This window comes from Paracoccus sigandri (assembly GCF_003709565.1).
Classification (GTDB): Bacteria; Pseudomonadota; Alphaproteobacteria; order Rhodobacterales; family Rhodobacteraceae; genus Paracoccus; species Paracoccus siganidrum.
The window spans coordinates 40,417-62,570 of the sequence record NZ_QNRC01000002.1 but is presented as its reverse complement, the minus strand read 5'-3'; the positions used below and the strand labels follow the sequence as shown (position 1 = coordinate 62,570).

Here is a 22,154-nt window from a genome sequence, read left to right as displayed (position 1 = left end):
GATGTTCGCCTATTGCGCCGATCCCGCCTCGCTCGAGGGGCTTCAATGGTTGTCATGCTACCTGACGACCGGCACCCACATGCTGTTCTATGCCAGCTTCGGCACCGTGCTGCTGCTTCTGGCCATCACGGCGCCCTGCGCGCTGGCCCTGGGCTTCGCGGGGGCGCTGGCCTCGCGGTCGCGCTTCCTGCCGCTGCGCTGGTTCGGCAAGATCTATACCTCGATGGTGCGCGGCGTGCCCGACATCATCTTCTTCCTGTTCGTGCCGATCGCGCTGGACCAGGCCTTCGAATGGACCCGGCACCAGTTCCTGTGCGACAGCGACGCGCCGGTCCGGCAGGGCAACGACTTCATCGTCTGCGCGGCGGCCAAGCTGCCCTTGTCGACCAGCCCGGCCTGGGTGCATGACCTTTACGGCATCTTCCTGGCGGTGATCGCCTTCTCGGTCGTCTTCGGCGCCTTCGCGGCCAATGTCCTCTATGGCGCCATGCGGGCGGTGCCCCGCGCGCAGCTGGAAACCGCCGAGGCCTACGGCATGACCCAGCGCCAGGTGGCGCGGCGGATCCTGATCCCGCAGATGTGGACCTATGCGTTGCCGGGCCTGTCCAACCTGTGGATGATCCTGCTGAAGGCCACGCCGCTGCTGTTCCTGCTGGGGGTCGAGGACATCGTTTACTGGGCGCGCGAGCTGGGCGGCGCCAAGACCAGCGCCTTCGCCTATCCGCATCCCGACTGGCGGCTCTATTACTTCCTGGCGATCCTGGTCTTCTACCTGCTGATGACCTGGATATCCGAGCGGGTGCTGACCCGCGTCACCCGCCGCCTGTCGGCCGGCCAGGCGACGATGGCGGGCGAGGCCCTGCGCAAGGGGGCGGCCGCATGAGCTGCGCCCAGACCATCACCGATTACGCGCTGCGGTCGCTGGGTTACGGCGAAAGGCTGCTGCCGCGCTCGGATTTCGACCTGTGCCAGCAATTCGTGCTGATCGGCTCGGGCCTGATCTGGAACGTCTATTTCGCCTTCTTCGCGCTGCTCTTCGGCTTCTTCCTGGCCAACGCGCTGGCCCTGGCCAAGGCCAGCCCCAACCCCTGGCTGCGCAAGCCCGCCGAGGCGTTCATCTTCCTGTTCCGGGGCAGCCCGCTGTTCATCCAGTTCTTCCTGGCCTACGAGGCGCTGGTCATGCTGCCGCGCGCGGGGGTCGAGATCTTCGGCCTGACCGTGCAGACCAGCTGGCTGACGCGGGCCTGGGCCGGGGCGCTGATCGTGCTGACGCTGAACACCGCGGCCTATTCGGCACAGATCTTCCACGGCGCGCTGATGGCGGTGCCCAAGGGCGACCTGGAGGCCGCCGATGCCTATGGCCTGTCGGGCTGGAAGAAGTTCCGCCGGGTCATGTGGCCGACGATGATGCGGCTGGCCTGGCCGGCCTATACCAACGAGGCGATCTTTCTGTTCCACGCCACGACGCTGGTCTTCTTCTCGGCCTTCCCGGCCTTCCAGCAGCGCGGCGACAGCCTTTATTACGCCAGCTATTTCGTCGACCGGACCTTCAATCCCTTCGTCGCCTATCCGATTGCCGCGGGCTATTTCATCCTCGGCACGCTGGTGCTGATCAGCGTTTTCGGCATGGTGAACCGGCGCCTGAACCGCCATCTTCCGGGCGCCGCGAGACGCATCAGATACCGCCCCCTATTGCTGAGATGAATTCATGGACTGGCTGAGAGACCACCCCGAGGTCAAGACCATCCGCGTCGCCGCCGCCGACCTGAACGGCGTCGCGCGCGGCAAGCGGCTTCCGGCGCGCTATGCCGGCAAGGTGTTGGAGGAGGGGACCAAGTTTCCCTATTCGGTGCTGAACCTGGACATCTGGGGCGAGGATGTCGAGGACAGCCCGCTGGTCTTCGAGATCGGCGATCCCGACGGGCTGCTCTTGCCGACCGAACGCGGCTTCCTGCCGATGCCCTGGCTGGACGCGCCGACCGGGCTGCTGCCGCTGTGGATGTTCCATCCCGACGGCCGCCCCTACGAGGGCGATCCGCGCCAGGCGCTGGCCCGCGTCGTGGAACGCTATGACGCCGCCGGCCTGGTGCCGGTGGTTGCGACCGAGCTGGAATTCTTCCTGATCGACGATTCGGGCCGCCAGCTGCGGGTGCCGCCCAGCCCCCGGTCGGGCAAGCGGCGGACCGGGGGCGAGGTGCTGTCGCTGCGCGCGCTGGACGCCTTCGACCAGTTCTTCACCACGCTTTACGAAGCCTGCGAAACCATGGACATCCCGGCCGATACCGCGATCTCCGAGGCCGGGCCGGGCCAGTTCGAGATCAACCTGATGCACCAGGCCGATCCCCTGAAGGCGGCCGACGACACCTGGCTGTTCAAGATGCTGGTCAAGGGCATCGCCCGCCAATACGGCTTCGCCGGCAGCTTCATGGCCAAGCCCTACGAGGCCTTTTCCGGCAACGGGATGCACATGCATTTCTCGATCCTGACCAAGGACGGGCGCAACATCTTCGACAATGGCGGCGAGGAGGGGACCGAGGCGCTGCGCCATGCCGTGGCGGGCTGCCTGCGTGCCATGCCCGGCTCGACCCTGCTGTTCGCGCCGCACGAGAATTCCTATGACCGGCTGGTCCCCAACGCCCATGCCCCGACCGGCATCGGCTGGGCCTACGAGAACCGGACGGCGGCGATCCGCATCCCGTCCTCGGGTCCCAAGGCGCGGCGGATCGAGCATCGCGTGGCCGGCGGCGACGTGAACCCCTATCTGACGGTCGCGGCGATCCTGGGCGCGGCGCTCAATGGCATCGAGGACCGGCTGGAGCCGCCCGCGCCCTTCAAGGGCAATGCCTATGACCAGAACCTGGACCAGCTTCCCGGCGACTGGGGCGCGGCGATCGAGGCCTTCGACAAATGCCCCGAGATCCGCCGCATCTTCCCCGAGCATCTGGTCGAGAACTACCTGATGACCAAGCGGCAGGAGCTGCATTACATGGCCGAGCTGTCCGACGAGGAGACGGTGGAGCTGTATCTGGACACGGTCTGATCCATCGGGGCGCGCGGTGACGGCCCTGCGCCAAGACGATCAGCGCGCGACCGCGCGCCCCGGCTGAACGCCGCGACGACCCCGAGCCGCCGCTGACCGGCGCGGTATGGGCGCTTCGGGTTTACGCGACGTTACCGACCCGGCGGGCGAGGCCGCCCCGAGCGGCGCTCTTTTTTTCTTGCTTTCTAGGGACTTCAGGCGGAATGATTTCTCAGCTCTCGCCCTTTTGGCGATGCCATTACCTTTACAATTTATTGGAGTTTCATCATGCAGAAGCAACTTGCGGCCGAGGGGCTGGGGACCTTCTGGCTGGTTTTCGGCGGCTGCGGCAGCGCCGTTCTGGCCGCCGGGTTCCCGGAGCTGGGCATCGGGTTTCATGGCGTCGCGCTGGCTTTCGGCCTGACGGTGCTGACCATGGCCTATGCGGTCGGCGGCATTTCGGGCGGCCATTTCAACCCGGCGGTATCGGTCGGACTGGCGGTGGCGGGCCGTTTCCCGGCCTCGCGCCTGCTGCCCTATATCCTGGCCCAGCTGGCCGGTGCCATCCTTGCGGCGACGGCGCTCTATCTGATCGCCTCGGGCCAGCCGGGCTTCACGGCGGGCGGCTTCGCGGCCAACGGCTATGGCGAACATTCGCCGGGCGGCTATTCGCTGGTCGCGGCGCTGCTGATCGAGGTCATCCTGACCGCCTTCTTCCTGCTGGTCATCCTGGGCGCGACCCATGGCCGCGCGCCGGCAGGCTTCGCCCCGATCGCCATCGGGCTGGCGCTGACCCTGATCCACCTGATCTCGATCCCGGTCACCAACACCTCGGTGAACCCGGCGCGTTCGACCAGCCAGGCGCTGTTCGCCGATGGCTGGGCGCTTGGGCAGCTGTGGCTGTTCTGGGTGGCGCCGATCCTGGGCGCGGTGATCGGGGCCGCGGTCTGGAAGGCCGTGGGCGAGAAGGACTGACCCCGAGGCGATCCGCGAAGGCCCGGCATCGAAGGGCCGGGCCTTCGCATTCCGGCCGCGGCGATCAGCCCTTTCGCCTCGCCGCGACCTGTGCATTGTGGTGCCGTCAACCAAGCAGGGATTCCCCCCGTGCCCACCGCAACCACATTGCCCGGAAAACCCAGAATCCTGTTCCACGGCCCCGGCGTCATCTGGCACCGGCCGCGCCTGCCGATGCCGAACCTGACCGGCGTGCAGCCCACGGTCGCGGCAGCCGGGTAATCGCAGGCTCGGACCGTCGCGGCCTAGCCGGATGCTGGATGGGGCGGCAAGGCCGCGCCCCGCTCAGGCCGCCAGCCGGGCATAGATGCCGCCGCGTGCGATCAGTTCGGCATGGCTGCCGATCTCGGCGATGCGGCCCTCGCGCATGACCGCGATGCGGTCGGCGTTGCGGATCGTGCCCAGGCGGTGGGCGATGACCAGCGTGGTGCGGCCCGCCGACAGCGCGTCCAGGGCCGACTGGATCTCGCGCTCGGTCTGGCTGTCCAGGGCCGAGGTCGCCTCGTCCAGGATCAGGATCGGCGGGTTCTTCAGGAAGCAGCGGGCGATGGCGACGCGCTGCTTCTGGCCGCCCGACAGCATCACGCCGCGTTCGCCGACCACGGTGTCCAGCCCCTCGGGCAGGGTCTCGACCAGCGACAGAAGCTGGGCCTGGCGCACGGCCGCCAGGATTTCCTCCTCCGAGGCGCCCAGCCGGCCATAAGCGATGTTCTCGCGCAGCGTGCCGCCGAACAGGAACACGTCCTGGCTGACCAGCCCGATCTGGCGGCGCAGGCTGTGCAGCCGCATCCGGGGCAGGGCCAGCCCGTCGATGCTGATGCTGCCCGTGGTCGGCTCGTAGAAGCGCGGCAGCAGCGCCAGCAGCGTGGTCTTGCCCGCGCCCGAGGGGCCGACGAAGGCCACGGTTTCCCCGGCGCGGATCGTCAGGTCGATGCCGGTCAGGATCGGCCGCCCCGCGTCATAGGCGAAGCCGACCCCGTCGAAGCGGATGTCGCCGCGCAGGGCCGGGGCCTCGACGGCATCGGCGGCGTCGGCGATCTCGGGCTCGGTTTCCAGCAGCTCCAGATAGCGGCGGAAGCCGGCGATGCCGCGCGGATAGGTCTCGATCACCGCGGCGATCTTTTCCAGCGGGCGGTAGAAGACGCCGACCAGCAGCAGGAAACCCACGAAGCCGCCGGTCGACAGGTCGCCCGCCAGCACGAAGCCCGCGCCCAGCACCATGACGATCACCTGCACCAGCCGCAGCCCCATGTATTGCAGCGCCGAGCTGGCCGCCATGACGCGATAGGCGTCCAGCTTGGCCTGCCGGTAGCGGGCGTTGTCATGGGCGAAGAGGTCGCTTTCGTGGGATTCGTTGCCGAAGGCCTGCACGACGCGGACGCCCCCCAGCGCCTCTTCCAGCCGGACGTTGAAATCGCCGACGCGAGAATAGATCGCCCGCCAGGTCCGCGTCATCCGCCCGCCATAGACGATCACCAGCGCCAGCATCGCCGGCACGATCAGCGCCACGATCAGCGCCAGTTGCGGATGGACCCAGAACATCAGCAGGAAGGCGCCGATGAAGGTCATGATGGCGATGAAGGCGTCCTCGGGGCCGTGATGGGCGACCTCGCCGATCTCTTCCAGGTCGCGGGTCACGCGGGCGACCAGCTTGCCGGTGCGGGCGCGATCATACCAGCGCCAGGACAGGCGCGTCAGGTGGTCGAAGGCGCGGGCGCGCATCTCGGTCTCGATATTGATGCCCAGCTTGTGGCCCCAGTAGATCACCACCGTCAGCAGCCCGGCATTGATCGCATAGAGCACCAGCAGCCCCGCCGCCGCCGCGACGGTCAGCGTCCAGTCGCCCTGCGGCAGCAGGTGGTCGATGAAGGCCGTGACCGCCAGCGGGAAGGCCAGCTCCAGAAGGCCCGAGATCACCGCGCAGCCGAAATCCAGCCAGAACAGCCCCATCCAGGGGCGGTAATAGGAAAAGAACTGGCGCAGCATGGCGTTTCCTTCGTCTTTCCTGTCCTCAGGCCGGGATCGCGACGGGCTGGCCGTCCTGGCGGAGCAGGACCTGCATCGGCAGGCCGTAGATGGTTTCAAGCGTCCGGGGTTGCATCAGGTCCTGCGGGCTGCCCTGCATCGCCAGCCGGCCGCCCTTCAGGGCGACGACATGGTCGCAGAAGCGGGCCGCCATGTTGACGTCGTGCAGCACGATGATCGCGCCCCGGCCCTGCGCATGGCACATCCGGCGGACAAGCGCCAGCACCTCGACCTGATGGGCGATGTCGAGGGCCGAGATCGGCTCGTCCAGCAGCAGCGTCCCGGCCTCTTGCGCGACCAGCATCGCCAGCCAGGCCCGCTGGCGTTCCCCACCCGACAGCGTATCGACCAGCCGGTCGGCCAGCCGGGTCAGCCCGCATTCCTCCAGCGCGCAGTCGCAGGCCTCGTGGTCGCGCGGCCCGAAGCGGCCAAGCGCGCCGTGCCAGGGATAGCGGCCAAGCGCGACCAGCTCGCGCACCAGCATCCCCTCGGCCGGGGGCGGGTGCTGGGGCAGGAAGGCCAGTTGGCGGGCATGGTCGCGGGCGGGCCAGTCGGCCAGCGCGCGGCCCTGGAAGCGCACCCGCCCGCCCGAGGGCGCGACCTGCCGCGCCAGCACCTTGAGCAGCGTGGACTTGCCCGAGCCGTTATGCCCGATCAGCGCGATGGTCCGGCCGCCGGGCAGGTCCAGCGTCAGGTCATGCAGCAGGCGGCGGCCGGGCACATCGACGCAGAGGCCCTCGATCCTGAACAGCGGGTCGGTCATCGCGCGGTCCTCGTCATCAGCCACAGAAGCCAGGGCGCGCCGATCAGCGACGCGAACAGCCCCAGCGGCAATTCATAGGGAAAGCCCGCCATCCGGGCCCCGAAATCGGCGGCCAGCATCAGGATCGCGCCGATCAGCGCGGCCCCGGCCAGCTGGTCCGTCGCCCGCGCGAAACCGGCGCGGCGCGCCAGGTGCGGGGCCATCAACCCGACGAAGCTCAGCGGGCCGACCAGCATCGTCGCGGCCCCGGTGGCCACGCCCGCCAGCGCGATCAGCGCCAGCCGCGCCCGGCGCAGCGGCAGGCCCAGACCCTGCGCGACGCCCGGCCCCAGCGGCAGCGCCGCCAGCCAGCGATGCAGCACCAGCGCCGCGCCCAGGATCGCCAGCGCCAGCCCGGCCATGACCGCCGCCTCGCGCGGGCCGACCGCGGCCGAGGACCCGCTGAGCCAGGCCAGCACCGCCCAGGACCGCGCATCGCCCACCGCCATCATCGCCGACAGCACCGCCGTCGCCAGCGCCGAGACCGCGATCCCGGCCAGCAGCACCCGTTCCGCCGGCATGTCGCGGCGGGTGACATAGGTCGCGACCAGCGCCAGCGCCACCGCGCCGCCGGCCATCGTCCCGCCCATCTGCATCAGCGCCGTGGGCGCGCTGGCGGCAAACAGCGTCAGCGCGAAGCCAAGCGCGGCGCCGCCCGAGACGCCCAGCACCTCGGGCGAGGCCAGCGGGTTCGCGGTCAGGCGCTGCAGCAGCGTCCCGGCCACGGCCAGCGCCGCCCCGGCCGCGGCGGCCGCGACCAGCCGCGGCAGGCGCATCGGCAGGAAGGCCGCGAAGCTTTCGCGGTCCAGCACCGCCCAGCCGCCCGGCACCCGGCCGATCCAGACCAGCAGCAGCGCCCCCGCGACCAGCACCAGCGCCAGCATGGCCAGCAGGGGCGCGGCGCGGGCAAGGCGGGGGGCGGGGCCCTCGGCGGCCTCGGTTCCCGGCGGGGTCGAGCCGCGCAGCCGCGGCAGAAGCCAGATCAGCAGCGGCCCGCCGATCAGCCCGGTCAGCGCGCCGGTCGGGAACATCTCGCCCGTCCGGCCGGCCAGCGACAGCACCAGCCCGTCGCAGAGCGACAGGATCAGCGCGCCGATCGGCGGGGCCAGCCACAGCACCTGCCGCATGTCGCGCGCGCCCAGGCTGCGCGCCAGCGCCGGGGCGGCCAGCCCGACGAAGCCGATCAGCCCCAGCTCGGCCGAGACCGAAGCGGCCAGCACCACCGCCACCGCCACCGCCGCCAGCCGCACCAGCGCGACGTTCAGGCCCAGCCCGCGCGCGCCCTCGGCCCCCAGCGACAGCACCCGCAGCGGCCGGGCCAGCAGGCCGGTGGCCAGCGCGCCCGCCGCCAGCACCAGCGCCAGCGCCCGCACGCCCGACCAGTCCTGCTGGACCAGCGCGCCGCCGTTCCAGATCACCAGCGACAGCAGATATTCGCCCTGCGACAGGGTCAGCGCGGTGGCGACGGCGCTGGCGGTCATGCCGACCAGCATCCCCGCGATCACCATCGTGACCGGCGCGAAGGCCCGCCGCGCCCCGATCGCCAGCACCAGCCCCGCCGCCAGCGCCGCCCCGGCCAGGGCCACGGGCCAGCGCCCGCCCTCCAGCAATCCCGGCGCCATGATCGTCGCCATGACCAGCGCCAGCTGCGCGCCCGAGGATATTCCCAGCGTCGTCGGATCGGCGACCGGGTTGCGCAGCACCGCCTGCAGGATCGCCCCCGACAGTCCCAGCACCGCCCCGGCCAGCAGCGCGATCACCCCGCGCGGCATCAGCCCGAAGCCCAGCAGGATCTGCCGAAGGCTCATGGCGCCGGGATCCAGCGGCAGGCCCGGCCAGTCGGCGAAGGGCAGCAGCCGCAGCGCCGCCGCCAGCCACAGCGCGACGGCCAGCGCCAGCACCGAGGCCAGCAGCAGGGACAGCCTGGCGCGGCTCATCCCGCCGCCTCGATGGATGTGGGGCCGCCTTGCAGGGCATCGGCCAGCAGATGGGCGAAGCGCAGCCCGGCGGGCACGCCGCCGAAGGGGTTGATGCGGCCCAGCCGATAGACGCGGCCCTGCGCCACCGGCGGCAGCGCCCGCCACAGCACGCTGCGGCGCAGACCGTGCGCGGCCTGGGGCGGGATGTTGCCGACGATGACCAGCCGCGCCTCGGGCAGGCTGGCCAGCTCCTCGATCGGCACCGGGGCCAGGAAGCTGAAGCGCGTCGCGCCGCTCCAGGCATTCTGCAGGCCCAGCCGGGTCAGCAGATTGCCGAACATGCTGTCATGGCCGAAGGCGCGCAGGTGGCGGGCATCGCCCAGGTTGACGGCGCAGACCGGCCGGTCGGCGAAGGGGCGCAGCCTTTCGGTCAGCACGTCCAGTTCGGCCTCGGTCCGCGCCCGCGCGGCCTGCCCCGAGGCCGGATCGCCGATGGCCTCGGCCAGTGCCTCCAGCGCGTCCAGCGCGTGGGGCAGGGGCGGCTCGCCCGGCAGGTAGAAGGGCAGCGACAGGACCGGCGCGATGGCGCGCAGCCGGTCCTCGTAGCGGGTGTAATAGGGAGAGCTGAGGATCAGATCGGGCCGGGTCAGCTGCAGCAGCTCGTAATTCGGGGCGCCGCGCAGGCCCAGGTCGGTGACATGATCGGGGATCGGCGGCGCGACGGCATCGGCGCGATAGCGGATCAGCTCGCAGGCGGCCAGCGGCATGTGGCCAAGCGCGATGGCGGTTTCCAGCATCGCCCAGTCGATCGCCGCCAGCCGGGGCGCGGTCGCGGTCGCGGCACGGCCGGGCAGCGGCACGAAAGCCGCCGCCAGCAGGCTGCCAGCGGCGGTCAGGACGGCACGGCGGCCGGGCCGGAAGGATGCGGCCGGCCGGTCTACCACTTGTAGGCAAGCGTCGCGGTCACGGTGCGGCCTTCGCCGTAATAGCAGCCGAACCATCCGCAGGTGGCCAGGTAGGCCTCATCCGTCAGGTTCGCGATGTTCAGCCGGGCCTCGAAATTGTCGCGGGCATAGGTCGCGCCCAGGTCGACCAGCGTGAAGCTGTCCAACTCGTGCGTGTTGCTGACATCCATGCGGCTGCCGACATAGCGGATGCCGCCGCCGGTGCGCCAGCCGTTGCCGAAGTCGTAATCCAGCCAGACGCCCGCCGTATGACGCGGCGCGTTCCACATCGGCTGGCCGGTGTTCGAGCCGCCCACCTGCTTGGTGTCGTTATAGGCGAAATTGGCGCGAACGTCCCAGGCTTCGCCGATTGCGGCGGTCGCTTCCAGCTCGACCCCGCGCGACTTCACCTCGCCGATCTGGCGATAGAGGTTGTAGCCGTCGGGGCTGGTGCCGGCCCATTGGTTCACGTTGGTCTGGCGCAGGTCATAGACCGCCACCGAGACCAGGCCGTCGATCCCCGCAGGCTGGTATTTCATGCCGACTTCCCATTGCTTGCCCTCGGTCGGCAGCAGCGGTTCCTCGTTCTCGTTCAGGCCGGTCTGCGGCTCGAACGACGTGGCATAGCTGACATAGGGCACCAGCCCATTGTCGAAGACATAGGAAAGCCCGGCCCGGCCCGTCCACTCGTTCTCCTTGAACTCGGCGGGGAGACCGTACTGGGTGCCGGTCTGCTTGGCCCAGTCGTAGCGCAGTCCCGCGGAGGCGCGCCAGTTGCCCCAAGTGATCTCGTCCTGCGCGTAAAGGCCGACCTGGCGCAGCTTGACCGAGCCGACATTGGGTGCGCCGGTGAAGACCGGCAGCGGCCCGTAGTTGTCAGGATCCAGCCAGTTGAAGCTGGTCAGGTTGCGTTCGTTCTGGCTGGATTCGTCGGCCTTGTACTGGCGGACATCCATGCCGAACATCAGGCTGTGTATCGCCTGTCCGGTCGTCACCTCGCCCGAAAGGCGGGTGTCGAGGCTGATGGTGTCGCTGCTTTCGTTCTGCCGGCTGGCGCCGCGCAGGAAGCTGCCGTCGGGGTTGATGACGGCCTCGGTGCTGACATAGGTGCCGGTATAGTCCCAATCCAGCTTTTCATAGCGGAAGCCCTGCGTCAGGGTCCAGCCGCTGTCCAGTTCGTGGCTGATCTCCAGGCCCAGGTTCCACATCCTGCGGTCGCTGTCGTCCCAGCCGCTATGCCCGGTATAGAGGTCGCGCAGGTCCTTGGCATCGGCCAGTTCGGTCAGCCCATAGGGGATGCCCGGCGGAGCGATCGGCGCGTCCCTGGTGTAGGAGGCCATGAAATCGATGGTCGTCGCCGCATCCGGCGACCAGCGCACGGCGCCGGCGACATAGCCGCGCTCGTTCTTCAACTCGTCGATCTGCGGGCGGATGTCGCGGCCGATGGCCGTCAGGCGCCAGGACAGCGTGTCGCTGGCGGCGCGGTTCATGTCCACGAAGACCTGCTTGCCGTTGTTGCTGTCATAGGACAGGCCGGCTTCGCCGAAATCGCTGGACTGGGCGCGTTTCGTCACCTGGTTGATGACGCCGGCAGGCATTCCCGAACCGTAGAGCGAGGAGGTCGGGCCGCGCAGCACCTCGACCTGCTGCATCCCGTAGGTCTCGTAATCCACCGCCCCGAAGAAGCGGCCTTGCCGCAGCCCGTTCACATATTGCGCCTTGTCGGTGCCAAAGCCGCGCATGGTCGGGTTGTTGAAGCGTGGGTCGATGCCGAAGGGCTGGCTGTTGATGCCCGCCGTATAGTTCAGCGCCTGGCCCAGGTTCTGGGCGCCCTGGTCGACGATCTGCTGGTTCGTCACGACCGAGATCGACTGCGATGCCTCGCTGGTGGGCAGGCTGGATTTCGCCGCCTGGGCGCCATCGGCGAAATAGCCCGCCACTTCGCTGGCGGTGATGACGATCTCACCCAGGATGAAGGCCTGGTCGCCCGAGGCCGCGGTCGGGGCGGCCTCACCGGCCTCCTGGGCCAGGGCGGGATGGGACAGCGCCAGGATGCTGGCGCCGAGCATGAGGGCGGAACGGGGCGAAAGGGGCATTTGCGCGATCCTGGCTGAGCGGTGGTCAGGCCAGTTAACGACAGAAACAGTCGGAAAAGTCAAATGCCCGTTGACTGGGCGATTAATCAACCCTTCCGGGCCGCCCGTTTCATGGCTTTCCCGCAACAGGGGCGGCGGTTTCAGCCCTTCGCCAGGGCCGCCACCGGGTCCAGCCGCGAGGCGTTGCGGGCGGGCAGGAAGCCGAAGGCCACGCCGATCAGCGAGGCCGAGGCCACCGCCGCCAGGATCGAGCCCGAGGAATAGACCAGCGCGAATTCGCTGGTCATCCGCCCGAAGGCCGCGCCGAAACCAAGCGCCGCGGCGATGCCCAGCACGCCGCCGATCATGCAGACCAGCACGGCCTCGATCAGGAACTGCTGCATGATGTCGCTGCGTCGCGCGCCGACCGCCATGCGCACGCCGATCTCGGCCACCCGTTCGGAAACCGAGACCAGCATGATGTTCATCACCCCGATCCCGCCCACCAGCAGCGAGATGACGGCGATGGCGGCGATCAGCAGGCTCAGCGTCCGGGTGGTGGCGGTGATGGTCTGGCGGATCTCGTCGGTATTGACGATGAAGAAGTCCTTGGTGCCGTGGCGCTGGGTCAGCAGCGCCTCGACCGCCTGTTCGGCCAGCGCGGTATCCACGTCGTCGGCCACGCGCACGGTGATGCTGGCCAGGCTGGTCGAGCCCAGAAACCGCGCCTGCACCGTCGTATAGGGCAGGTAGAGCGACAGGCTCTGGCCGCCGCCGGGTCCCATCTGCCGGGTGCTGGCCACACCGATCACCCGCAGCATGACATTGTCGGCCAGCACGACCTGGCCGATGGGATCGACCGATTCGTCGGGAAACAGGCTGGCGCGGGTGTTTTCGTCGATGACCACGTCCTGCGCCATGTCGCGCAGGCCGGCGGCGTCGAAGGCGCGGCCCTGGGAGATGGTGGTGCCGGTGGCGTCGAAATACTGTTCGCCCACGCCGCGAAGCTGGGCGTTGACGGCGGTCGCGCCGAAGCGCAGCGTCGCGCTGGCATTGACCGTGGGGGTCACGGCGGCGACATAGGACTGGCTGCTCAGCGCCTGGGCATCCGCCACGACCAGCGTGGTGATCCGGCCCGAGCGCATGTCGCCGAAATCGCGGCCGGCGAAGATCTCCAGCGTATTGGTGCCCAGCCCCGAGATGTTTTCCAGCACCTTCTGGCGCGAGCCCTCGCCAAGCGCCACGACCGAGACGACCGAGGCGATGCCGATGATGATCCCCAGCATGGTCAGGAAGCTGCGCAGCTTGTGGGCGCGCATCGACAGCACCGCCATGCGGAACGCCTCGGTGAAGCGGGTCCAGAGCGCGCGGATCAGCCCCGAGGAGGCGGGCGGGTGTCGCGCTTCCGGGGCGCCGGGCGCGGCGGCGGCGCCGCTGTCGCGGATGATGCGGCCGTCGCTGATCTCGATCACCCGCTCGGCGCGGGCGGCGATGGTCGGGTCATGGGTCACGATGACGACGGTGCGGCCCTCGGCGTGAAGCTCTTCCAGGATGCGCAGCACCTCTTGCCCACTCTGGCTGTCCAGGGCGCCGGTCGGCTCGTCGGCCAGGATCACCTCGGCATTGTTCATCAGCGCCCGCGCGATCGAGACCCGCTGCTGCTGGCCGCCCGACAGCTGGCCGGGCAGGTGGTGGCTGCGCTCGGCCATGCCCAGCCGGTCCAGCAGCGCCCCGGCGCGGGCGCGGCGCGAGGCGGGGCTTTCGCCGGCATAGATCGCCGGGATCTCGGCATTTCCCAGCGCGGTCAGCTCGCCCAGCAGGTGATAGCGCTGGAAGATGAAGCCGAAGCTTTCGCGGCGCAGGGCGGCCAGCTCGTCCGGGTCGAGGCGGGCGGTCTCGCGCCCCTTGATGCGATAGCTGCCGGCGCTGGGGCGGTCCAGGCAGCCGATGATGTTCATCAGCGTCGACTTGCCCGAGCCCGAGGCGCCGATGACGGCGACGAATTCGCCCGCCCGGATGGTCAGGTCGATGTCGCGCAGCACGGTGACGGTGTTCTCGCCCGCCGGGTATTCGCGCCCCACGCCGCGCAGCTCGATGATCGGGCCGCCCGCGCTCATCGCAGCATCCCCATCGGCACCCGCCGCGTCCCGCCCGCGCCGGATCCCTGCGCGCCCCCCGTCGCGCCCGCCGCCTGGCCGGTCACCACGCGGTCGCCCTCGGACAGGCCCGCGACCACTTCGGCGCTGACCTTGTCGTTCAGTCCGATCTGGACCTGCCGCGTCTCGATCTGGCCGTCGCGGCCCAGCACCCGCACCGCGTGGCGGCCATCCCCGTCCAGCTGCCCCAGCGCCACCGAGGGCACGGTCAGCACCTCCTCGGCCCGGCCGAGGACGATATGGACCTGCGCGGTCATGTAGGTGCGCAGCCTTCCGTCCTCGTTCGGGATGGTGAAATGGCCGTTGTAATAGATCGCGGTCGAGGTGGTCCCCGAGGATGCCGCCGTGCCGCCCAGGCTGCTGTCGTTGACGATGGATTCCGGCGCGGGCTCGACCGATTCCAGGGTGGCGCGATAGACCCGCTCTGGCTCGCCCAGGGTGGTGAACCAGACCGGCTGGCCCGGCTTGACGCGGGTGATGTCGGCCTCGGAGATCTGCGCCAGCACCTGCATCTGGTCCAGCTGGCCCAGCACCACGATGGTCGGCGCCTGCTGGACCGAGTTCACCGTCTGCCCCTCCTGGCTGACGATGGCCAGCACCGTGCCGTCGATGGGCGCGGTGATGCGGGTATAGTCCAGGTTGGCGCGGGCGGTCTCGATGCCGATCTCGGCCTGGGCGATCTGCGCCTCCAGCGCCTCGATCTGGGCCTCGGCGACGGCCACGGCCTGTTCGGCGCTGTCGAAATCGGCCTGCGTCACCGACAGGTTGCGCCGCATCTGGGCCTGCCGCTCCAGCGTGCGCTCGGCCAGCGCCAGCTGCGCCTGTTGCGAGGCCAGCTGGGCGCGGACATTGGCCAGCGAGGCCTCGGCATTGCGCAGGTCGTTCGTCTGGGTGACCGAATCGATCTGGGCGATCAGGTCGCCCTCGCTGACCTGCTGGCCCAGCTTCACGTTGACCGAGGTGATCCGCCCCGAGACCTGCGCGCCCACCGCGACCATGCGCAGGGGCTTGATCGTGCCCTCGGCCAGCACGGTCTGTTCCACCGTGCCGAGCGTGACGGGGGCGCTGATGACCGCGGGCTGGACCGCGGCCGCGTCGCCCCGCCACCACAGATAGGCGGCCGCGGCCAGCGCCCCCAGGATGAGAACGGTCAGGATCAGCCGGAAGCGTTTGGTCATGTCGTCTTAGCCTGTCGATGGGCCGTCCGGGCGGATGCGGCGCGCAGGGCGCGCGCCCGCCGTCGCGGCGATAGTCATGTCCGGCAATACCCATCGCCAGGCAAACGAAAAGGAAACGCCCCCGGCTTCGGGGGTGCCGGATGCCGGGGATGTGAAGGGTGGCGTGCTGTCACGCCAGCGCCAGCGCCGCCAGGACCAGCCCGCCAAGCGCCACCGCCCGGCGATAGATCGCCAGCGCCGCGCCGATGCCGGCGGCATCGGGATCCGGGGCCGCGCCGTTCAGCCAGGGTTCCTGTGCGACGCGGTCCGCGTAGACGCGCGGCCCCGACAGCCGCACCCCCAGCGCCCCGGCCATCGACGCCTCGGGCCAGCCCGCATTGGGCGATCTGTGCGCGCGGGCGTCGCGCAGCGCGCAGCGCAGCGCCGGGCGCGACAGCGCGGCCGCCGCGATCAGCAGCGCGGTCAGCCTTGCGGGCAGCCAGTTCGCGGCGTCGTCCAGCCGGGCGGCGAAGCGGCCGAATTCGGCATGGCGGGGCGTGCGGTGCCCGATCATCGAATCCAGCGTGTTGATCGCCTTGTAGGCCGCGATCCCCGGCAGCCCCAGCAGCGCCGCCCAGAACAGCGGCGCGATCACCCCGTCCGAGGCGTTCTCGGCCAGGCTCTCGATGGCGGCGCGCGACAGGGCGGGCTCGTCGGCGCGGCTGACGTCGCGGCCGACGATCATCGCCGTGGCGGCGCGCGCGGCGGGCAGGTCGCCCGCCGCCAGCGGGCGCCGGACCGCGCGCAGGTGATCGTCCAGCGACCGGGCCGCGACCAGCGGCCATGCCAGCACACCCGCCAGCCAGGGCCCCAGAGCCGATTGCAGGACCAGCGCCGGGAGCAGCGCGGCACCGATGACGACGAGGCTGGCCAGCGCCCCGCGCAGCACCCGCGCGCGGCCCCGGTTCCAGCGCCGGTCCAGCGCGCCGATCAGCCGCCCCAGCCATGTCACCGGATGGCCGATCCGCGCGTGAATCCGGTCGGGCCAGCCGATGCAGGCGTCGATGAGAAGCGCGATCAGGGCCGTCACAGCCATGCGGTCGTCCGTTCAGCAGAGGGCGGTCAGGTTCACCGCCTCGATCGCCCATTCGGCGTCCGGGCCGTCCCTGCCCGAACGGCTCAGCACCGTCAAGGACAGCGGCGCGACCGCGAAGGACAGCGCGGCGGGGCCGACCACCAGCGACAGCCCCGCGCGTACCGTCCCGGCATGGGCGACGATCAGCGTGTCGCGGGTGAGCGCGCGCAGCAGCGGATGCACGCGGGCGGCCATATCCTCGAAGCTTTCGCCGCCCTCGGGGCGGTGGCGGGCCAGGTCGCGGGCGGGCAGGGGGCCCAGGTCGGGCAGGCGGTCATAGGCCAGCCCCTCCCACGCGCCGTAATCCTGTTCCCACAATTCGGGCCGCGTCGGCGGCGTGCCCAGACCCAGCGCCGCCGCCGTCTGCAGGCAGCGCCGCGCCGGGCTGCTGAGCGTCTGGAGATCGGTGCCAAGCAGCGCCTCGATCCGCTGGCGCATCTGGCGGAAGGCGGCCTCGGCGCCGCAATCGGCATCGACATCGCTGCGCCCGGCCAGCCTGCCATCGGTCAGCGCGGGGGCGTGGCGCAGGATCGCCAGCCTTACCACGTCGAGGCCGCCCGCGCCGCGTGATCGTAAAGCCCTGACAGATCGCGCAGCAGGGCCGCCATGCCGGGCAGCCCGTCCGCCTGGCCCGGCCGCAGCGGATCCAGCGATTGCTGGCGCACCGCGCGATAGCGCAGGCACAGCGCATGGCCCTCGGGCGTGGCGGCGACGGTCTTTTCCTTGCCGTCGCGGCCCTGGCGCAGCAGGCCGGCCGCGACCAGCTTGCGGATCGCGTAATGGGCCTGGTGCTGGTCCTCGATCCCCAGCGACAGGCAGAGATCGGCGAAGCGGCGCGGCGGGCCATGGGCCTCGGCCTCCTGCAGGATCAAGATCTCCAGGGGCGACATGCCCGCCCGGCCCGCCGAGGCCATGCAGCGCGTCATGCAGCGATGCAGGCTGTTCAGGCACAGCGCCATCGCCTGCTCCAACTCGTCCAGCGCCGCGGATCCGGCGGGCGTGCCGTCCCGGCCGGGAAGCCTGTCCCGATCCACCATGGCGAAAACCCCCTTGGCTGCCTGGCCATCTCATAGCCGATCCGCGCCCGCCCGTCGCCCCCCTTGGGCGGGTTTTCCCCTGCCGGTTGACGCATGGCCGCCAAGCGCGCAGGCTTCGCTTGACGCAGGGCGTGCCAGGCGCTATTTCTTAAATGAACGCACGTTCAATAAACCGGGGAGGGGCGCGATGTTCACCAAGGGGATGGAATTCGATCTGGGCGAGGACGTGAACGCGCTGCGCGACATGGTGCATCGTTGGGCGCAGGAACGCGTCAAGCCGATCGCCGCCGAGGTGGACCGCAGCAACGCCTTCCCGAACGAGCTGTGGACCGAGATGGGCGAACTGGGCCTGCTGGGCGTCACCGTGCCCGAGGAATGGGGCGGTTCCGGTATGGGCTACCTGGCCCATGTCGTCGCCACCGAGGAGATCGCCCGGGCCTCGGCCTCGGTCAGCCTGTCCTATGGCGCGCATTCCAACCTCTGCGTGAACCAGATCAAGCTGAACGGCACGGATGAGCAGCGGGCGACATACCTGCCGAAGCTGTGTTCCGGCGAACATGTCGGCGCGCTGGCCATGTCCGAGGAAGGCGCGGGCAGCGATGTCGTCTCGATGAAGCTGCGGGCCGAGAAGCGCAATGACCGCTATGTGCTGAACGGCAGCAAATACTGGATCACCAACGCCCCCGACGCCCACACCCTGGTGGTCTATGCCAAGACCGACCCGGAGGCGGGCAGCAAGGGCATTACCGCCTTCATCGTGGAACGCGGCATGAAGGGCTTCTCGACCAGCCCGCATTTCGACAAGCTGGGGATGCGCGGCTCGAACACGGGCGAGCTGATCTTCGAGGATTGCGAGATCCCCTTCGAGAACGTGCTGGGCGCCGAGGGCAAGGGCGTGCGCGTGCTGATGTCGGGGCTGGACTATGAGCGGCTGGTGCTGTCGGGCATCGGCACCGGGATCATGGCCGCCTGCCTGGACGAGGTGATGCCCTATCTCCGCGACCGCAGGCAGTTCGGCCAGCCGATCGGCTCGTTCCAGCTGATGCAGGGCAAGATCGCCGACATGTATGTCGCGCTGAACACCGCGCGCGCCTATGTCTACGAGGTGGCGCGGGCCTGCGACGCGGGCAAGGTCACGCGGCAGGACGCGGCGGGCGCGGTGCTCTACGCCAGTGAACAGGCGATGGTGCAGGCCCATCAGGCGGTGCAGGCGCTTGGCGGGGCGGGGTTCCTGAACGACAGCGTGGTCAGCCGGCTGTTCCGCGACGCCAAGCTGATGGAGATCGGCGCCGGCACCAGCGAAATCCGCCGGATGCTGATCGGCCGCGAACTGATGGGGCTGGTCTGATGGCCGGGCTGCGCGAGCTGGCCCTGGGCGCGGCCCTGGCGCTTGGCGCCGCTGCCGCCGCGGCGCAGGACCAGCAGGACGGGCCGGCCTTCGACGCCGCGCTGCTGGAGCAATGCCTGACGGAGAGCGGACGCGGCGACGGCGCGACGGACGCGCGCGAAAGCTGCATCGGCGCCGCCGCCGATCCCTGCATGGACAGCGACGACGGGTCCACGACGGTCGGCATGTCGGTCTGCCTTGGAAACGAGCTGGACCTGTGGGACGCCAAGCTGAACGAGGCTTACCGCGAGGTCATGGCGCAGTCCGAGGAGACCGACAGGAGCATGGCCGAAATGGGCTCGGCCGCCGAGAAGGAGGTGCCGCTGCTGCGCGACATGCAGCGCCACTGGATCGCCTTCCGCGACGCCGCCTGCGGCTATGAGCGCAGCCGCTGGGGCGGCGGCACCGGCGGCGGCCCGGCCGGGCTGCATTGCGCGCTGATCCTGACCGCGCGGCAATATCTGTGGCTGGACCAGTATCGCGGCGAGGGGATGTAGCAGGCGCCGCCGGGGAGGAGAGGATGCGCAAGGCAGGACTGCTTTTCTGGCTGGCCGCGGGTCTGGCCGCCCCCGCCGCGATGGCGGGCGACGCCTCGGGCTTTGATCCGGCGGCGATCAGCCAATGCCTGGCCGAGGCGTCCTCGCAAGGCGCCCAGGTCGATTGCACGGAGGCCGGCATGGCGGCCTGCCTGGACTATGCGCGCGACCGATATCGCGGCGACGACCCGGATTTCCCGCAATGGAACTGCCTCGACGCGGCCCATCAGGCATGGGAGGCGGAACTGACCGCCACCTATCGCCGGCTGCTGGAGCAGGAAGCGGCGGCGGGCGCCGGGCCGCAGGACATGCTGCGCCGGGCCGAACATTCCTGGATCGCCTTTCGCGACGACCTGTGCAACTGGACCGGCGAGGCCGCGGCCGCACGCGGCGAGAATGGCGAATTGGCCACGCTGCGCTGCCGCCGCGACGAGGCCGCCCGCCACCGCGCGCTGCTGGACGGCCGCCTGCAGGATGGCGGGGGCTGAGATGGCGGTGGCGATTCCTCCGAGGACAGGCGAAGGGCGCGACCCCCACGACCCGCGCCCCCCGATCGCTGTCCCCGTCGGTTCCGGCCGGTCAGAACCTCATCACATAGGAAAGCCCGACGACCACCGGGTCGACCTCGACCTCGCCGATATTGGCGCCGTCCAGCAGCACGTCGGAATTGATGTCGATCCAGCGCAGGTCGGCGCGCAGCGCGGCCCGGTCGTTGATCCAGTAATCGGCGCCCAGATGCGCGGCCAGGCCCCAGGAGTTCTTGACCTGCAGCGTGCTGCCGGTCAGCGGTCCCTTCGCCTCGCCGTCGAAGAAGCCGGTGAAGTTCACGCCGACCCCCACGAAGGGCTTCAGCTGCGGCGTCGCGTCGAAATGATATTGCAGCGAGACGACCGGCGGCAGGTGCTTGACGGTGCCGATCTCGGTCCCGTTCGAGCGGATCGAATGCCTGAAGGGCAGGGCGCCCAGAAGCTCGATGCCGATATTGTCGCGGATGAAATATTCGACGGTGATCTGCGGGCGGGTGTTGTCGTCGATGCTGGTCGGGACCGTGCCGCCGGCCAGGGTGCCGTTGTCGGATTTCGGATTGACGTTCGCAATCCCGATCCCGACCGTCCAGTCCCCGGCCGATTGCGCGGCGGCCGGTCCGGCAAGGGCGATGGCCGCGACCGCGGCGATGCAAAGCGTCTTCATCACATGGCTCCTTTTCCTTGTGCCATGCCTGCCCTGAACCCCTCCGGCGGCGGGAAACATGATCCAGATCAAACCATTCGCCGCAAAGCCCGCGCTGCGACATCGCGCCGCGCCTGCTCCCTCGTCCGCCGCCTGACCCGAAAGTTGCGCCCATGAAGCTGACATCCGCCGTCCTGACCAATTCCGACGCCTTCCGCGCCAATCGCGAGGCGCATCTGGCGCTGCTGGCCACCGCGCGCGAGGCCGCCGAGGCCGCCGCGGCGGGCGGCGGCGCCCGCGCGCTGGAGCGCCATGTCGCCCGCGGCAAGATGCCCCCGCGCGAACGCGTGGCGAACCTCTTGGATCCGGGCTCGGCCTTCCTGGAAATCGGCGCGACGGCGGCGCATGGCATGTATGACGGCGCGGCCCCGGCCGCGGGCGTGATCGCCGGGATCGGCCGCGTCCACGGACAGGAGGTGATGGTCGTGGCCAATGACGCGACGGTCAAGGGCGGCACCTATTACCCGATGACGGTCAAGAAGCACCTGCGCGCGCAGGAGATCGCCGAGGAATGCAACCTGCCCTGCATCTACCTGGTCGATTCGGGCGGCGCGAACCTGCCCAACCAGGACGAGGTCTTTCCCGACCGCGACCATTTCGGCCGCATCTTCTACAACCAGGCCCGGATGAGCGCGAAGGGCATCCCGCAGATCGCCGTGGTGATGGGCTCCTGCACGGCGGGCGGCGCCTATGTGCCGGCCATGTCGGACGTGACCATCATCGTGAAGGGCCAGGGCACGATCTTCCTGGCCGGCCCGCCGCTGGTGAAGGCCGCGACCGGCGAGGTCGTCACCGCCGAGGACCTGGGCGGCGGCGACGTGCATACGCGGCTGTCGGGCGTGGCCGACTACCTGGCCGAGGACGACGCCCATGCGCTGGCCCAGGCCCGCCGCGCCATCGCCAACCTGAACCGCCGCCTGCCGGATACGGTGGCCTGGCAATCGCCCGAGCCGCCCGCCCATGACCCCGACGAGATCCTGGGCGTCGTGCCCGCCGACCTGCGCACCCCCTACGACATCCGCGAGGTGATCGCGCGGGTCGTGGACGGCTCTCGCTTCGACGAGTTCAAGGCCCGCTTCGGCGAGACGCTGGTGACGGGCTTCGCCCATCTCGAGGGCTGCCCGGTCGGCATCGTCGCCAACAATGGCGTGCTGTTCTCGGAAGCCGCGCAGAAGGGCGCGCATTTCATCGAGCTCTGCAGCCAGCGCGGCATCCCGCTGGTCTTCCTGCAGAACATCACCGGCTTCATGGTCGGGCGCAAATATGAAAACGAAGGCATCGCCCGGCACGGCGCCAAGATGGTGACGGCGGTGGCGACGACCAATGTCCCGAAGATCACCATGCTGGTCGGCGGCAGCTTCGGGGCGGGCAATTACGGCATGGCCGGCCGCGCCTACGGGCCGCGCTTCCTGTGGACCTGGCCCAATTCGCGCATCTCGGTCATGGGCGGCGAGCAGGCGGCCGGGGTGCTGGCCACGGTGCGCCGCGACGGCATCGAGCGGCAGGGCGGCAGCTGGTCGCCCGAGGAAGAGGCCGAGTTCAAGCGCCCCACCATCGAGATGTTCGAGCGCCAGTCGCATCCGCTCTATGCCTCGGCGCGGCTCTGGGACGACGGCATCATCGACCCGCGCAAGACCCGCGAGGTGCTGGGCCTGTCGCTGCGCGCCAGCCTGAACGCGCCCATCGCGCCGACGCGCTTCGGCGTCTTCCGCATGTGA

Annotated in this window: 20 protein-coding genes; 9 read left to right on the top strand and 11 right to left on the bottom strand. The window is 70.1% G+C overall.

All coding sequences use genetic code 11. The annotated features are described in order from the left end of the window. Window position 1: 1 nt before the first annotated feature. The 5 genes from C9E82_RS01810 to C9E82_RS25220 all read left to right on the top strand — a co-directional run bounded on the left by C9E82_RS01810 (window position 2) and on the right by C9E82_RS25220 (window position 4,255). Window positions 2-883 (top strand): ABC transporter permease, encoded by an 882-nt coding sequence (locus C9E82_RS01810; RefSeq protein ID WP_119900848.1) that lies wholly within the window; start codon window positions 2-4, stop codon window positions 881-883. Further along, window positions 880-1,704 carry an ABC transporter permease gene (locus tag C9E82_RS01805; protein ID WP_119900849.1) on the top strand — a complete coding sequence of 275 codons (825 nt, stop codon included), beginning with the start codon at window positions 880-882 and terminating at the stop codon, window positions 1,702-1,704. The genes C9E82_RS01810 and C9E82_RS01805 overlap by 4 nt, the downstream gene beginning before the upstream one ends. 4 nt (window positions 1,705-1,708) lie before the next feature. Further along, window positions 1,709-3,040 (top strand): glutamine synthetase family protein, encoded by a 1,332-nt coding sequence (locus tag C9E82_RS01800; protein WP_119900850.1) that lies wholly within the window; start codon window positions 1,709-1,711, stop codon window positions 3,038-3,040. A gap of 267 nt (window positions 3,041-3,307) precedes the next feature. Then, window positions 3,308-3,994: an aquaporin Z gene (gene aqpZ / locus C9E82_RS01795; protein WP_119900851.1), complete on the top strand. Its 687-nt coding sequence runs from the start codon at window positions 3,308-3,310 to the stop codon at window positions 3,992-3,994. 129 nt (window positions 3,995-4,123) lie between these two features. Continuing rightward, window positions 4,124-4,255, top strand: a complete 132-nt coding sequence (locus tag C9E82_RS25220; protein ID WP_276312139.1) for a hypothetical protein — start codon at window positions 4,124-4,126, stop codon at window positions 4,253-4,255. Window positions 4,256-4,318: 63 nt separating this feature from the next. On the opposite strand, the gene C9E82_RS01790 is transcribed toward C9E82_RS25220, so the two are convergent. The 10 genes from C9E82_RS01790 to C9E82_RS01745 all read right to left on the bottom strand — a co-directional run bounded on the left by C9E82_RS01790 (window position 4,319) and on the right by C9E82_RS01745 (window position 17,283). Continuing rightward, window positions 4,319-6,019, bottom strand: a complete 1,701-nt coding sequence (locus tag C9E82_RS01790) for an ABC transporter ATP-binding protein (protein ID WP_119900852.1) — start codon at window positions 6,017-6,019, stop codon at window positions 4,319-4,321. A gap of 25 nt (window positions 6,020-6,044) precedes the next feature. Next, window positions 6,045-6,821, bottom strand: a complete 777-nt coding sequence (locus C9E82_RS01785) for an ABC transporter ATP-binding protein (protein WP_119900853.1) — start codon at window positions 6,819-6,821, stop codon at window positions 6,045-6,047. Beyond that, window positions 6,818-8,797 (bottom strand): Fe(3+)-hydroxamate ABC transporter permease FhuB, encoded by a 1,980-nt coding sequence (gene fhuB / locus C9E82_RS01780; protein WP_122449178.1) that lies wholly within the window; start codon window positions 8,795-8,797, stop codon window positions 6,818-6,820. The genes C9E82_RS01785 and fhuB overlap by 4 nt, the downstream gene beginning before the upstream one ends. Next, a complete protein-coding gene (locus C9E82_RS01775) occupies window positions 8,794-9,723 on the bottom strand; it encodes an ABC transporter substrate-binding protein (RefSeq protein ID WP_240643462.1) in 930 nt (309 codons plus the stop codon). Before C9E82_RS01775 ends, fhuB begins: the two co-directional genes overlap by 4 nt. After that, complete coding sequence (locus tag C9E82_RS01770; protein ID WP_244935986.1) at window positions 9,717-11,792, bottom strand: TonB-dependent siderophore receptor; 2,076 nt, start codon at window positions 11,790-11,792, stop codon at window positions 9,717-9,719. The genes C9E82_RS01775 and C9E82_RS01770 overlap by 7 nt, the downstream gene beginning before the upstream one ends. A 167-nt stretch (window positions 11,793-11,959) precedes the next feature. After that, complete coding sequence (locus C9E82_RS01765; protein ID WP_119897265.1) at window positions 11,960-13,915, bottom strand: MacB family efflux pump subunit; 1,956 nt, start codon at window positions 13,913-13,915, stop codon at window positions 11,960-11,962. Then, window positions 13,912-15,132, bottom strand: coding sequence for an efflux RND transporter periplasmic adaptor subunit (locus tag C9E82_RS01760; protein ID WP_119897264.1), 1,221 nt, complete (start codon window positions 15,130-15,132; stop codon window positions 13,912-13,914). Before C9E82_RS01760 ends, C9E82_RS01765 begins: the two co-directional genes overlap by 4 nt. A 169-nt stretch (window positions 15,133-15,301) precedes the next feature. After that, window positions 15,302-16,207, bottom strand: a complete 906-nt coding sequence (gene cbiB, locus C9E82_RS01755) for an adenosylcobinamide-phosphate synthase CbiB (RefSeq protein WP_119897263.1) — start codon at window positions 16,205-16,207, stop codon at window positions 15,302-15,304. Between the two features lie 12 nt (window positions 16,208-16,219). After that, entirely contained in the window at window positions 16,220-16,792 is a 573-nt protein-coding gene (locus C9E82_RS01750) for a histidine phosphatase family protein (RefSeq protein WP_119897262.1), read from the bottom strand. After that, complete coding sequence (locus C9E82_RS01745) at window positions 16,786-17,283, bottom strand: winged helix DNA-binding protein (protein ID WP_119897261.1); 498 nt, start codon at window positions 17,281-17,283, stop codon at window positions 16,786-16,788. The genes C9E82_RS01750 and C9E82_RS01745 overlap by 7 nt, the downstream gene beginning before the upstream one ends. A 187-nt stretch (window positions 17,284-17,470) precedes the next feature. Here C9E82_RS01745 and C9E82_RS01740 point away from each other — a divergent pair, with 187 nt between their 5' ends. From C9E82_RS01740 to C9E82_RS01730, 3 genes are read left to right on the top strand one after another with little or no spacing between them, the layout of a single operon-like run. Beyond that, window positions 17,471-18,631 (top strand): isovaleryl-CoA dehydrogenase, encoded by a 1,161-nt coding sequence (locus C9E82_RS01740; protein WP_119897260.1) that lies wholly within the window; start codon window positions 17,471-17,473, stop codon window positions 18,629-18,631. Further along, the gene (locus tag C9E82_RS01735) at window positions 18,631-19,167 is read left to right on the top strand and encodes a lysozyme inhibitor LprI family protein (protein WP_119897259.1); all 537 of its coding nucleotides are present in this window, start codon (window positions 18,631-18,633) and stop codon (window positions 19,165-19,167) included. Before C9E82_RS01740 ends, C9E82_RS01735 begins: the two co-directional genes overlap by 1 nt. Window positions 19,168-19,190: 23 nt before the next feature. Next, window positions 19,191-19,694 (top strand): lysozyme inhibitor LprI family protein, encoded by a 504-nt coding sequence (locus C9E82_RS01730; protein WP_119897258.1) that lies wholly within the window; start codon window positions 19,191-19,193, stop codon window positions 19,692-19,694. 91 nt (window positions 19,695-19,785) lie between these two features. Here C9E82_RS01730 and C9E82_RS01725 read toward each other — a convergent pair whose 3' ends face one another. Further along, window positions 19,786-20,397 (bottom strand): OmpW/AlkL family protein, encoded by a 612-nt coding sequence (locus tag C9E82_RS01725; protein ID WP_119897257.1) that lies wholly within the window; start codon window positions 20,395-20,397, stop codon window positions 19,786-19,788. 152 nt (window positions 20,398-20,549) lie between these two features. Here C9E82_RS01725 and C9E82_RS01720 point away from each other — a divergent pair, with 152 nt between their 5' ends. Continuing rightward, window positions 20,550-22,154 carry a carboxyl transferase domain-containing protein gene (locus C9E82_RS01720; protein WP_119897256.1) on the top strand — a complete coding sequence of 535 codons (1,605 nt, stop codon included), beginning with the start codon at window positions 20,550-20,552 and terminating at the stop codon, window positions 22,152-22,154.